The following is a 12,726-nucleotide window of genomic DNA, read 5'->3' on the forward strand; positions in this document are numbered from 1 at the left end:
ACAACTCCAAGCAGACGATTAAAGAAGCATGACAAACAGACGATACAGTCGCGTAATCCCACCCGTGATGGCTAGATGACATAACTGTCCGACGGCCCACCACCCAAGGCAAATGGCGCACTATGACCCCAACAAACACTTCTGCCAATGCGGTGCCCGAGTCGTCGATCCCCTCCCCTCTGCCCACGGGTGCCGCCCGGGACCTTGCGCCCGTGCGCAGTGCGCCGGCGCAGCAGTACCTGTACTACACCGAGCCGGACATCCAACGCATCCTCGATAACCTCGATGGCCTGCGCGACCTGGTGTTCCCGCAGAACCTGCACGCCGAGGATGAGAACCAGCTGCGCCTGGAGCAGCAGTTCCCGTCGGTGTGCCTGATCGGCCTGGGCCGCTGCGGCTCGAACATCGCCCTGGACGTGGCCGAGCTGGTCTACAACGCCCGCACCTTCTTCCTCAATGAGTTCAACAACGAAGATCGGCTCAAGAGCGAGACCGGCTACAGCCCCGCGCGTTGGATCCGTCAGAACCTGCGTCTGGTGCAGAACAAGGCCATGAAACCGGTGTTTCTGGTGGAGCCGCTGGTGATGCTCGGCGACCTGGACAAGGACATTGCCGGGCGCATCCGCTTCTCCCGCCAAGGCGAGCGCGGTGGTTTTTTACGCGACTACAGCAAGATGAAGATCATGGACCTGTCCGAAGTCCATGCCGGCGGAGCCGGTAACGCGCCGATCCTGGGCCAGTACCTGGCCAAGATCATCCTCAACAAGGACACCCAGCGCTTCTCCAGCGCCGACTGGAAACTGATCCACTCGTACCTGATCGACTCCTGCGGCATCAAGGCCAACCAGTCGCGCCTGTACTTCTACATCTTCAGCGCCGGCGGCGGTACCGGCTCGGGCATGGCCTCGGAGTTCGGTCTGGCCCAGCAGTACTCGTACATGAACAAGACCTTCGACACCAAGCCAGCCGACGAGAACGACGGCAAGAGCGGTCACTCGTTCGTCTTCGAGCCGATCTTCACCAGCGGCATCTGCGTGCTGCCGAACATCTCCGACCACCGCAGCGAGATGTCCGAGGCACTGCATATCAATGCCGGGCGCCTACTGTGCAAATACCTGTCGGAAGAATGGGACTTCTCATACAACTTCGACAACGAAGACAGCAGCGAAGCCAGCGTCATGGGGCGCATCCGCCCCTGGAATGCCATGATGCTGATCTCCAACGACATCATGCGCTATGCCGAGGAAAGCGACGACGGCACGATCCAGAACATCGACGTCAACGCCATGGAGAAGCACGCCAACCAGTACATCTCCCAGCAAATCTTCAACATCCTCACGGCCCAGGCGGTAACCACCGACTACGACCAGAACTACTTCCGCCGCGCCGGCATCGACATCGGCGAAACCATTCGACTGGACGCCAACGACCTGTTCATGAGCCTGGCAGGCCCTGTGGCCATCACCTATGCCGAATCGGTGGTGCCGGAACGCCCTGCGCCGGCTTCGGACAAGTTCAAGGTGTTCGAGAAGGAAAGCCCGCGACTGGACATCGATGATCTGTTCTTCCGCTCCATCGACCTGCCGCACTTCAACAAACAGACCCAGGCCATCGAAGGCATCAGCCTGCTGCCGATCGAGTCACGTCGCTACCGCGCGGCGCTCGAGCAGTACCAGGCCTCCGGCTATGACGCCGCGGCCCTGCACGACCTGCACTTCTTCAAGAACTGCTCCTCGGTGGTGTCGATCGTGTCGCTGCCCAAGGACTACAAGCTGTCGTACATGGACCTGAACCGGCTCAAGACCCACCTCAACAGCCTGTTCCCCAACACCACCCTCAAGCGTTATGCGCTGGTCATCGGCGCCTCGGCGAACCTGTCGCTGACCACCCTGATCGCCAAGAGCCCGTGCCTATCGGACGACTTCCTGACACTGATCGTGGCCTTCATCAAGCGTTGCTTCGCACGGACCCCGTACCGCTTCGATGACACCCTGGACAATGCCATCCTCGAATTCATCACCAGCGAACACTTCGCCGAAGAGCGCATCGACGACTTGCTCAACGAGTTCGAAAACCCGGCCAAGATCCTCGACACCAACTGGTACGCGATCAAACCGATGTACGAGAAGAAGTACCGCGAGCTGATCAACGACAAGAGCCGCTTCGTCTCGATCAACGACATCCGCCTGTCACGCGAGTGCGTCAAGAAAGCGGTGAAATACTTGCGTGAGATCTTCCGTCACCGGATTGGCAAGACCCGGGTCATCTCCCTGAACAGCCACACCGGACGGGTGGATTACTAACGCAACGCCTTGGGGCCGCGCCGCGGCCCATCGCAGGCTTCGCCAGCTTCCACGTTTTTTGCAGGCGCTGGCGAAGCCTCGAATGGGGTATCCATTACGCATACCGTAAACTGTTACCGCCACGCCGAACCGCCACGCCGTTGTTACTTGTTTCCACCTTACGTGAGCGTCAATGCGCCCCCTTGCGGCGCGCTGTGCATTTTCGCGCACTAAAAAAGAGTTGGCTTATTCCGGTTTCTTCACTTGGATGACGATGAACGGAGAAACCACCACTGCCCAGATCTCTGGATCGCGGCTTTGCAAGTCCAGTGCCTGCTCTGCGGAGACGGGCGCGACAGTGCCATCATTGCGCCACTTGGCGAAGATCTCGCTGCGATTCTCGGCCATCGCCTCGGCAACGGCGATCAGGTCCAGACTCGGGTCGACCCAAATCAGATCACCTTTGGCCCAGAAGCGCTCCAGCGCTTTCCACTCGATGATTGCCGTCTCGCCGAGCAATTTGGCATAGAGGGTGCTTGCTTGATCAGTCATGGGTTCCTACCGGCAAAAATGTGGCCAATTGAAAAGGTCGGCATTTTTGCAGAAAAACCCGGTTTCAAATACGTAATTTGATCGATCAGCCCTGAAGTTGTGGGGTGGGGCCAAGGATACAGGCAAAGTAATGGCGCTTTTCTGTATCTTTATTTCGATCAGGCGACACCCGGAGAAAGTCGCGCTTTTCGCCCGCTTTTCAAGCGCTCGAACGGCGCTCTACACTGTACCGGTACAGTTCCGGGACATGTTCCGGGGGAAGGTAGGCTTGCGACATGGCGTGGCCATGCCGGAGCCGCCCGATCTGTAGCCCTGGCCGCCAGGACTATAAGAATTACAACAGAATGAGTGGAGCACTATGATCAAGATTTCCAAGCTGTTCGCCGCAATGGTCCTGGCCGGAGTTGCCAGCCATTCGTTTGCCGCCGACACCATCAAGATTGGTATCGCCGGCCCCAAGACCGGTCCGGTCACCCAGTATGGCGACATGCAGTTCATCGGCGCGAAAAAAGCCATCGAGGACATCAACGCCAAGGGCGGTATCGACGGCAAGATGCTCGAGGCCAAGGAATACGACGACGCGTGCGACCCTAAACAGGCCGTGGCAGTCGCCAACAAAGTGGTCAACGACGGCGTGAAGTTCGTGGTCGGCCACCTGTGCTCCAGCTCCACTCAGCCTGCGTCGGATATCTACGAAGACGAAGGCGTGATCATGATCACTCCAGCGGCCACCAGCCCGGAAATCACCGCCCGTGGCTACAAGCTGATCTTCCGCACCATCGGCCTGGACAGCGCCCAGGGCCCTGCCGCCGGCAACTACATCGCCGACCACGTCAAGCCGAAGGTCGTCGCGGTCCTGCACGACAAGCAGCAGTACGGCGAAGGCATCGCCACCGCGGTCAAGCAGACCCTGGAAGGCAAGAACGTCAAGGTTGCTGTCTTCGAAGGCCTGAACGCCGGTGACAAAGACTTCTCCTCGATCATCCAGAAGCTCAAGCAGAACAACGTCGACTTCGTCTACTACGGTGGCTATCACCCAGAGCTGGGCCTGATCCTGCGCCAAGCCCAGGAGAAAGGCCTGAAAGCCAAGTTCATGGGTCCAGAAGGCGTCGGCAACGACTCCATCTCGCAGATCGCCCAGAACGCCTCCGAAGGCCTGCTGGTCACCCTGCCGAAGTCGTTCGACGCCGACCCTGCGAACAAGGCCATCGTCGACGGCATCAAGGCCAAGAACCAGGATCCGAGTGGCCCGTTCGTGTTCCCGGCCTACTCCGCCGTCCAAGTGATCGCTGACGGCATCAAGGCCGCCGGCACCAGCGACGACGCCGAGAAAGTCGCGGCCGAAATCCACAAAGGCACCTTCAAGACCCCGACCGGCGACCTGTCGTTCGACGAAAAGGGCGATCTGAAGGACTTCAAGTTCGTGGTCTACGAATGGCACTTCGGCAAGCCGAAGACCGAAGTCTCCCCCCAGTAACAGCGTGACTAGCTAACCGAAAGCCCACTGTGTGAGCAGTGGGCTTTGTTTTACGAGGTTCATGGGCCCGATTCCCGCGATCCGGGAGGGGGTTCACCTGAAAATCTTAAAACCGTCACCCGCGGTTCCCTGGCCGTGCCTGTCATCGTCGCCAAGCCCACGATGCGGGACGGGTTCACCACCCGCCAGCGAATGCAAATCAGGTTTTTAGGAGCGCTGTAATGCCTGAGATCTACCATTTCTTCCAACAACTGGTTAATGGATTGACCATCGGCAGCACCTATGCCTTGATCGCCATCGGCTACACGATGGTGTACGGCATCATTGGCATGATCAACTTCGCCCACGGCGAGGTGTACATGATCGGTTCCTATGTGGCCTTCATCGCCCTCGCGGGCCTGGCCATGATGGGTATCCATTCGCTGCCGATCCTGATGACCGTCGCCTTCGTCGCGACGATCTTCGTCACCAGTGCCTATGGCTATAGCATCGAACGGGTCGCCTACCGGCCGCTGCGCAACAGCAACCGCCTGATCCCGCTGATCTCCGCCATCGGTATGTCGATCTTCCTGCAAAATACTGTCCTGCTTTCGCAGGATTCCAAGGACAAATCCATCCCCAACCTGATTCCGGGCGCCTTCTCGTTCGGGCCAGGCGGCGCGGAGGAAGTCCTGGTGTCCTACATGCAGATCCTGGTGTTCGTGGTCACGCTGGTGGCCATGACCTGCCTGACCCTGTTCATCTCCCGTTCCCGCCTGGGGCGCGCCTGCCGTGCCTGTGCCGAGGACATCAAGATGGCCAACCTGCTGGGCATCAACACCAACAACATCATCGCCCTGACCTTCGTCATCGGCGCCGCGCTGGCGGCGGTGGCGGCCGTGCTGCTGAGCATGCAGTACGGGGTGATCAACCCCAACGCCGGCTTCCTGGTAGGCCTCAAAGCCTTCACCGCGGCGGTACTGGGCGGCATCGGCAGCATCCCGGGCGCCATGCTCGGCGGGCTGGTGCTGGGCGTGGCCGAAGCGTTTGGCGCCGATATCTTCGGCGACCAGTACAAGGACGTCGTGGCGTTCGGCTTGTTGGTTCTTGTCCTGCTGTTCCGGCCGACCGGCATCCTGGGCCGTCCGGAGGTTGAAAAAGTATGAACAGAAATCTCAAACAGGCGTTCTTCAGCGCCTTGCTGGTATGGGCCGTGGCCTTCCCGGTGCTGGGCCTGAAACTAAGCATCGACGGTATCAGCCTGGTCGTGCACACCCAGGGCTCGTTCACCATCAGCATCATCGCCGTGTGCTCGGTGCTGATGTTCCTGCGCGTGCTGTTCGACAAGCAGTGGAATTCGGTGATGGGTCGCCGCTCGGATCGTAAACTGATTCCACCGGCCGTCAGCAACTACCTGACCCTGCCCAAGACCCAGCGCTATGTGATCATGGGCCTGATCGTCGCGGCACTGGTGTGGCCGTTCTTCGGCTCGCGCGGCGCGGTCGACATCGCCACACTGATCCTGATCTACGTGTTGCTGGGCCTTGGCCTGAACATCGTGGTCGGCCTGGCTGGCCTGCTCGACCTGGGTTATGTCGGATTCTACGCCGTCGGCGCCTACAGCTACGCCATGCTCTCGCACTACCTGGGCTGGAGCTTCTGGGTATGCTTGCCGATCGCCGGCTTGATGGCCGCCACGTTCGGCTTCCTGCTCGGCTTCCCGGTGCTGCGTCTACGCGGTGACTACCTGGCGATCGTGACCCTCGGCTTCGGCGAGATCATCCGCCTGTTCCTGCGTAACCTCACCGACTGGACCGGTGGCCCCAACGGCATCAGCAACATCCCCAAGCCGGAGTTCTTTGGCCTGACCTTCGAACGTCGTGCCGCCGAGGGAATGCAGACCTTCCATGAGTTCTTCGGCCTGCAGTACAACTCGATCAACAAGGTCATCTTCCTCTACTTGGTAGCGCTGCTGCTGGCCTTGCTGGCGCTGTTCGTCATCAACCGCCTGCTGCGCATGCCGATCGGCCGCGCCTGGGAAGCGTTGCGCGAGGACGAGATCGCCTGCCGTGCGCTGGGCCTGAACCCGACCGTGATCAAGCTGTCGGCCTTCACCCTCGGTGCGTGCTTCGCAGGCTTCGCCGGTAGCTTCTTCGCCGCCCGCCAGGGTCTGGTGACACCGGAGTCGTTCACCTTCATCGAGTCGGCGATCATCCTCGCCATCGTCGTGCTGGGTGGCATGGGTTCGCAGTTGGGCGTGATCCTGGCGGCCATCGTGATGATCCTGCTGCCGGAGCTGATGCGTGAGTTCAGCGAGTACCGCATGCTGATGTTCGGTGCCCTGATGGTGTTGATGATGATCTGGCGTCCGCAGGGCCTTCTGCCTATGCAACGTCCACATATGGAGCTGCGTCGATGAGCCGCGAAATTCTGCAAGTCAGCGGCCTGAGCATGCGCTTCGGCGGCTTGTTGGCGGTCAACGGCGTGGGCCTGACCGTCAAGGAGAAACAAGTGGTGGCGCTGATCGGCCCGAACGGCGCCGGCAAGACCACCGTCTTCAACTGTCTGACCGGCTTCTACAAGCCCAGCGGCGGTACCATCCTGCTCGATGGCCAGCCGATCCAGGGTCTGGCCGGTCACCAGATCGCCCGCAAGGGCGTGGTGCGGACCTTCCAGAACGTGCGCCTGTTCAAGGAAATGACCGCGCTGGAGAACCTGCTGATCGCCCAGCACCGCCACCTGAACACCAACTTCTTCGCCGGCCTGTTCAAGACCCCGAGCTTCCGCCGCAGTGAGAAGGAGGCCATGGAACGCGCGCAATACTGGCTGGAGAAGGTCAACCTGACCGAGTTCGCCAACCGTACCGCCGGCACCTTGGCCTACGGCCAGCAACGCCGTCTGGAGATCGCCCGCTGCATGATGACCCAGCCACGGATCATCATGCTCGACGAACCCGCCGCCGGCTTGAACCCCAAGGAAACCGAGGACCTCAAGGCCCTGATCGGCTACCTGCGCGAATCCCACAACGTGACCGTACTGCTGATCGAGCACGACATGAAACTGGTGATGAGCATTTCCGACCACATCGTGGTGATCAACCAGGGCACGCCCCTGGCCGATGGCACGCCGGAAGAGATTCGCGGCAACCCTGATGTGATCAAGGCCTACCTGGGGGAGGCGTAAATGCTGAAGTTCGAGAACGTTTCCACCTTCTACGGCAAGATCCAGGCACTGCACAGCGTCAACGTGGAGATCAATCAGGGCGAGATCGTCACCTTGATCGGTGCCAACGGCGCCGGCAAATCCACCCTGCTGATGACCCTCTGCGGCTCGCCCCAGGCCCACAGCGGCAGCATCAAGTACCTGGGTGAAGAACTGGTCGGCCAGCCCTCCTCGCACATCATGCGCAAGAGCATCGCGGTGGTCCCGGAAGGCCGTCGTGTGTTCGCCCGCCTGACCGTCGAAGAGAACCTGGCCATGGGCGGTTTCTTCACCAACAAGGGCGATTACCAGGAGCAGTTGGACAAGGTCTTGCAGCTGTTCCCGCGCCTGAAGGAACGCTACGTGCAGCGAGGCGGCACCATGTCCGGAGGCGAGCAGCAGATGCTGGCCATCGGCCGGGCGCTGATGAGCAAGCCCAAGTTGTTGCTGCTCGACGAGCCGTCGCTGGGTCTGGCGCCGATCATCATCCAACAGATCTTCGACATCATCGAACAACTGCGCCGTGACGGCGTAACGGTGTTCCTGGTCGAACAGAACGCCAACCAGGCGTTGAAGATCGCCGACCGTGCCTATGTGCTGGAGAATGGCAAGGTGGTGATGCAAGGTACCGGTGAAGCGCTGCTGGTCGACCCGAAGGTCCGCGACGCCTACCTGGGTGGCTGATTGACCTACGATTGAAAAAGGGCCTTTGGCCCTTTTTTTATGGCTGATGCCCGCACAGCCCAATCGCGGGACAAGCCCGCGAACCGGCCAGCACAGACAACCCGGCGCTTGTGATCGACGTCCAGCCTGAGTAACGTGGCCAGCTCTTTTGCAACGTTTTCGGAGCCCGCCCCATGCGCCTCACCCCTCCCCTGCTGCTCGCCACCCTGCTGCCGCTGTTCACCGGCTGCCAGCTGATGGCGGACAAGCCGGTCGATCCGAACATCGGCACTACCCGCATGCAGGGCGAGTTGAGCGCCGGGGGCGGCCAATTGCTGTTCAAGCCCTGCAACGAAGCTCGCCGCTTCGTGATCAGCGATGCAGCCAGCACCGGCATCCTGCAGGAAGCGGCCAACCTGGCTGACGATGCAGGCGACAAGCTGTTCGCCGACGTGCGCGGCAGCCTGACCGGCAGCAAGCAGGCCAACAACGACGGTCGCCTCGAAGTACAACGCCTGTACCGCCTCGAACCTTCCACGCAGGCCTGCGAAGACCCCAACTTCAAGCAACTGACCCTGCGCGCTGGCGGCCACGAGCCGGACTGGGCGATCAAGGCCAGCGGCAAGGGCATGGTGCTGGAGCGTGTCGGCAAGGACCCATTGCCTCTGCCTTACCTGGAAGAGCAGATGCCTGGCGGTGGTTTGAGCCTTTCCAGCGAAGCCAACGGCCAGCGCATCGAGCTGTGGGTCGCCCCACAACGCTGCATCGATAGCGCCACCGGGGCTGTTCGCCACCTGCGTGCCGAGCTGCGTATTGATGGCCAGACCCTGCAGGGCTGCGGCTACTACGGCGGAGCCCGGGACAACTGATCGCCGGGGCGCTTTTATCCTCCAGTCAGGAAGGCTAACAGCTTATACTTGGCGGTTTGTGTAAAGCCGCCGGCCGCCCCAAGGCCGGGATACTGGACCCTGCCATGCTACGAATCACCGAACTGAAGCTGCCCCTGGACCACTCCGATGAAGCCCTGCGCGAAGCGATCGTCGAGCGCCTGGGTATCGCCGATGAGCAACTGCTCAGCTTCACCCTGTTCAAGCGCAGCTACGATGCCCGCAAGAAGAACAGCGAAATGCTGTTCATCTACACCATTGACCTGGAGGCGAGTAACGAAGCGCAACTGCTGCGCAAGTTCGCTGACGATCGCAACATCGGTGTCTCCCCCGATGTCAGCTACAAGTTCGTCGGCCATGCGCCCGCAGGCCTGCAGGAGCGCCCGATCGTGGTCGGTTTCGGCCCCTGTGGCATCTTCGCGGGCCTGTTGCTGGCGCAGATGGGCTTTCGTCCGATCATCCTGGAGCGTGGCAAGGAAGTGCGCCAGCGCACCAAGGACACCTGGGGCCTGTGGCGCAAGAGCGTGCTCAACCCCGAATCCAACGTCCAGTTCGGTGAAGGTGGCGCCGGCACTTTCTCCGACGGCAAGCTCTACAGCCAGATCAAGGACCCGAACCACCATGGCCGCAAGGTCCTGGAAGAGTTCGTCAAGGCTGGTGCGCCGGATGAGATCCTTTACATCAACAAACCGCATATCGGTACGTTCCGTCTGACCGGCATGGTCGAGCAGATGCGCCAGGACATGATCGCCCTGGGCGCGGAAGTCCGCTTCGAGCAAAAAGTCACCGACCTGCTGATCGATGATGGTCAACTGACCGGCGTGGTCCTGGAGAACGGCGAACAGCTGCACTCGCGCCATGTGGTCCTGGCCTTGGGCCACAGCGCGCGCGATACCTTCCGCATGCTCCATGCCAAGGGCATCTACATGGAGGCCAAGCCGTTCTCGGTCGGCTTCCGCATCGAGCACCCACAGTCGCTGATCGACAAAGCACGCCTGGGTAAATATGCCGGGCACCCCAAGTTGGGCGCAGCCGACTATAAACTGGTGCACCATGCCAAGAATGGCCGTTCGGTCTACAGCTTCTGCATGTGTCCGGGCGGCACCGTGGTCGCCGCCACCAGCGAGCCAGGCCGTGTGGTCACCAACGGCATGAGCCAGTACTCACGCAACGAGCGCAACGCCAACTCCGGCATCGTCGTCGGCATCGACCCTGAACGCGACTACCCAGGCGGCCCGCTGGCCGGTATCGAGCTGCAAGAACGCCTGGAGTCCCACGCCTATGTGATGGGCGGCAGCAACTACCAGGCGCCTGCACAGTTGGTAGGCGATTTCGTCGCTGGTCGTCCTTCTACTGAGCTGGGCAGCGTCGAACCTTCCTACAAGCCAGGTGTGACCCTGGGCGACCTGGCACCGAGCCTGCCAGATTTCGCCATCGAGGCCATCCGCGAAGCACTGCCGGCGTTCGACCGTCAGATCAAGGGCTACAACTTGCACGATGCGGTGCTGACCGGCATCGAAACACGCACGTCCTCGCCTGTGCGCATCACCCGGGGCTCGGACTATCAAAGCCTTAACCTCAAAGGGTTGTTCCCGGCAGGTGAAGGCGCAGGCTATGCCGGTGGCATCCTCTCCGCAGGCGTGGATGGCATTCGTATCGCAGAGGCCGTGGCGCGGGACATGCTTGGGCTCGATGCCTGATCCAGACAGCGTTGAGGGCTGGCTTACAGCCCTCAACTGAGCCACGAATATCAGAAAAAACGCTAATTCATACCAGACTTTTTCCGTCCCCACATCCGGTAAAAGCCCTTTAGGCTTCGCACATCGAGCCGTAAAAACCTATAACAAAAGCGCAGGGCGTTTTTGTTCCATTACCCAAGGCCCCCACGCTAGGGTGTACGTCTTTTTCATCCGAGCCCGTTCATGGAGACCCCTCAGGCCGTGCGTACCCTTATTTCCCGTTTTCTCCAGCTGGAGGCCGCCGGTGGCCTGCTGCTGATCGCCGCGGCGGTCCTCGCCCTGATCATCAACAACTCCCCCCTTTCCTACCTGTACGGCGGTCTGCTCGACGTGCCGGTCGCCGTTCAAGTAGGAGCCCTGCAGATCGCCAAGCCACTGCTGTTGTGGATCAACGACGGTCTGATGGCGCTGTTCTTTCTGCTGATCGGCCTGGAAGTCAAGCGCGAGGTCGTCGAGGGTCAGTTGTCCAAACCCTCCCAGGTGATCCTACCCGCCACGGCGGCCATCGGCGGTATGGTGGTCCCCGCGCTGATCTACTGGTTCGTCAATCGGGACAACCCGGCAGCCATCGCCGGCTGGGCTATCCCCACTGCCACCGATATCGCGTTCGCCCTGGGCGTGCTGGCCCTGCTCGGCAAGCGGGTACCGGTGTCGCTGAAACTGTTCCTGATGACCCTGGCGATCATCGATGACCTGGGTGCCATCGTCATCATCGCCCTGTTCTACTCCGGCACCCTGTCGAACGTTTCGCTGATGCTGGCAGGTGCTTGCCTCCTGACCCTGATGGCTATGAACCGGCTAGGTGTGATCAAGCTGACGCCCTACCTGCTGGTGGGCCTGATCCTCTGGGTCTGCGTGCTCAAGAGCGGCGTCCATGCAACCCTGGCCGGTGTGGCCCTGGCCCTGTGCATTCCGCTGCGCACCCGTCATGCAGCCTCGTCACCGCTGCTGCGCCTGGAGCATGCCCTGCATCCCTGGGTCGCCTATGCGATCCTTCCCCTGTTCGCCTTTGCCAATGCCGGTGTCTCTCTCGCAGGCATGACCCTGGACAGCTTCACCCACCCCGTGCCCTTGGGGATTACCGTCGGCTTGTTGCTGGGCAAGACGGTCGGCGTATTCGGCCTGACCTGGCTTGCGGTCAAGCTGCGCCTGGCCGCGCTGCCAGCAGGCGCAAACTGGGGGCAGGTGCTGGGTGTTGCGATCCTGTGCGGTATCGGCTTCACCATGAGCTTGTTCGTCGGCTCCCTGGCCTTCGTGCCCGGGGCCAGCGAGTTCGCCGGTATGGACCGCATGGGCATCCTGACAGGCTCTCTGTGCGCTGCGCTGATCGGATACGCGATCACTGCGATGGCCAGCCGCAAGCCCGTCAACTGAATCATTACGGCATCAAAAAACCCCGACCGGCCTAGGCCGAGTCGGGGTTTTTCATTGCCGCAGGACGGTCAGTGCGTCACTCGGCTGGTGCCATCGACGGTCATGATGCGCACACGCTCACCCACACGGAAGATTTCGTTTTGCTGCACTTGCTGCACATAGGCGCGCATGCTGCCGTCGTCTTCGCGAACGGTGATTTCCACACCCTGGGTGCGGGTCAAGCCTTCTTCGGCGGCGGAGCCTGCCAAGCCACCGGCCACGGCACCGATCACGGCGGCGACGATGCTGCCGCGACCGCCACCGATGGCGCTACCGGCCACACCGCCGACCACGGCACCTGCACCACCGCCGATCGGGGTCTTGGTGCCTTCGATTTTCACCGGGCGCAGGGACTCGATGGTACCCATGCGCACGGTCTGTACACGGCGGGCCTCATCTCGGGAATAGCTGTCGCCGGTCAGACTGGAAGCACAACCGCCGAGCAGCAGCGACATGGTGGTGAAACTCGCCACCAGCAAAACGGATTTACGCATGGGAAACTCTCCATAAGTCAGGTGTCCATTAGACCCCGC

At 61.1% G+C, this 12,726-nt stretch carries 11 protein-coding genes; 9 read left to right on the top strand and 2 right to left on the bottom strand.

The window, feature by feature from the left end; genetic code table 11:
• Positions 1 to 122 precede the first annotated feature (122 nt).
• Positions 123 to 2,303, top strand: a complete 2,181-nt coding sequence (locus IEC33019_RS12035) for a hypothetical protein (protein ID WP_099593581.1) — start codon at positions 123 to 125, stop codon at positions 2,301 to 2,303.
• A gap of 225 nt (positions 2,304 to 2,528) precedes the next feature.
• Here the strand turns inward: IEC33019_RS12035 and IEC33019_RS12040 are convergent, their stop codons facing one another.
• A complete protein-coding gene (locus IEC33019_RS12040) occupies positions 2,529 to 2,834 on the bottom strand; it encodes a DUF2288 domain-containing protein (RefSeq protein ID WP_070094353.1) in 306 nt (101 codons plus the stop codon).
• A 358-nt stretch (positions 2,835 to 3,192) separates the two neighbouring features.
• On the opposite strand from IEC33019_RS12040, the gene IEC33019_RS12050 reads away from it, so the two are divergent.
• The 8 genes from IEC33019_RS12050 to nhaA all read left to right on the top strand — a co-directional run bounded on the left by IEC33019_RS12050 (position 3,193) and on the right by nhaA (position 12,154).
• Positions 3,193 to 4,311 (top strand): branched-chain amino acid ABC transporter substrate-binding protein, encoded by a 1,119-nt coding sequence (locus IEC33019_RS12050; RefSeq protein WP_070094355.1) that lies wholly within the window; start codon positions 3,193 to 3,195, stop codon positions 4,309 to 4,311.
• 221 nt (positions 4,312 to 4,532) lie between these two features.
• Positions 4,533 to 5,456 carry a high-affinity branched-chain amino acid ABC transporter permease LivH gene (gene livH / locus IEC33019_RS12055; protein ID WP_043215131.1) on the top strand — a complete coding sequence of 308 codons (924 nt, stop codon included), beginning with the start codon at positions 4,533 to 4,535 and terminating at the stop codon, positions 5,454 to 5,456.
• Positions 5,453 to 6,709 (top strand): high-affinity branched-chain amino acid ABC transporter permease LivM, encoded by a 1,257-nt coding sequence (locus IEC33019_RS12060; protein ID WP_070094356.1) that lies wholly within the window; start codon positions 5,453 to 5,455, stop codon positions 6,707 to 6,709. Before livH ends, IEC33019_RS12060 begins: the two co-directional genes overlap by 4 nt.
• The gene (gene livG, locus IEC33019_RS12065; RefSeq protein WP_070094357.1) at positions 6,706 to 7,473 is read left to right on the top strand and encodes a high-affinity branched-chain amino acid ABC transporter ATP-binding protein LivG; all 768 of its coding nucleotides are present in this window, start codon (positions 6,706 to 6,708) and stop codon (positions 7,471 to 7,473) included. Before IEC33019_RS12060 ends, livG begins: the two co-directional genes overlap by 4 nt.
• Positions 7,474 to 8,175, top strand: a complete 702-nt coding sequence (locus IEC33019_RS12070; RefSeq protein ID WP_043215137.1) for an ABC transporter ATP-binding protein — start codon at positions 7,474 to 7,476, stop codon at positions 8,173 to 8,175.
• Positions 8,176 to 8,348: 173 nt separating this feature from the next.
• The gene (locus tag IEC33019_RS12075) at positions 8,349 to 9,023 is read left to right on the top strand and encodes a COG3650 family protein (RefSeq protein WP_070094358.1); all 675 of its coding nucleotides are present in this window, start codon (positions 8,349 to 8,351) and stop codon (positions 9,021 to 9,023) included.
• A gap of 104 nt (positions 9,024 to 9,127) precedes the next feature.
• The gene (locus IEC33019_RS12080) at positions 9,128 to 10,741 is read left to right on the top strand and encodes an NAD(P)/FAD-dependent oxidoreductase (RefSeq protein WP_070094359.1); all 1,614 of its coding nucleotides are present in this window, start codon (positions 9,128 to 9,130) and stop codon (positions 10,739 to 10,741) included.
• A 222-nt stretch (positions 10,742 to 10,963) separates the two neighbouring features.
• Complete coding sequence (gene nhaA, locus IEC33019_RS12085; protein ID WP_070094360.1) at positions 10,964 to 12,154, top strand: Na+/H+ antiporter NhaA; 1,191 nt, start codon at positions 10,964 to 10,966, stop codon at positions 12,152 to 12,154.
• A 68-nt stretch (positions 12,155 to 12,222) separates the two neighbouring features.
• Here the strand turns inward: nhaA and IEC33019_RS12090 are convergent, their stop codons facing one another.
• The gene (locus IEC33019_RS12090) at positions 12,223 to 12,687 is read right to left on the bottom strand and encodes a glycine zipper 2TM domain-containing protein (RefSeq protein ID WP_043213112.1); all 465 of its coding nucleotides are present in this window, start codon (positions 12,685 to 12,687) and stop codon (positions 12,223 to 12,225) included.
• Between the last annotated feature and the right edge of the window lie 39 nt (positions 12,688 to 12,726).

The organism is Pseudomonas putida, assembly GCF_002741075.1.
GTDB classification, from domain to species: Bacteria; Pseudomonadota; Gammaproteobacteria; order Pseudomonadales; family Pseudomonadaceae; genus Aquipseudomonas; species Aquipseudomonas putida_T.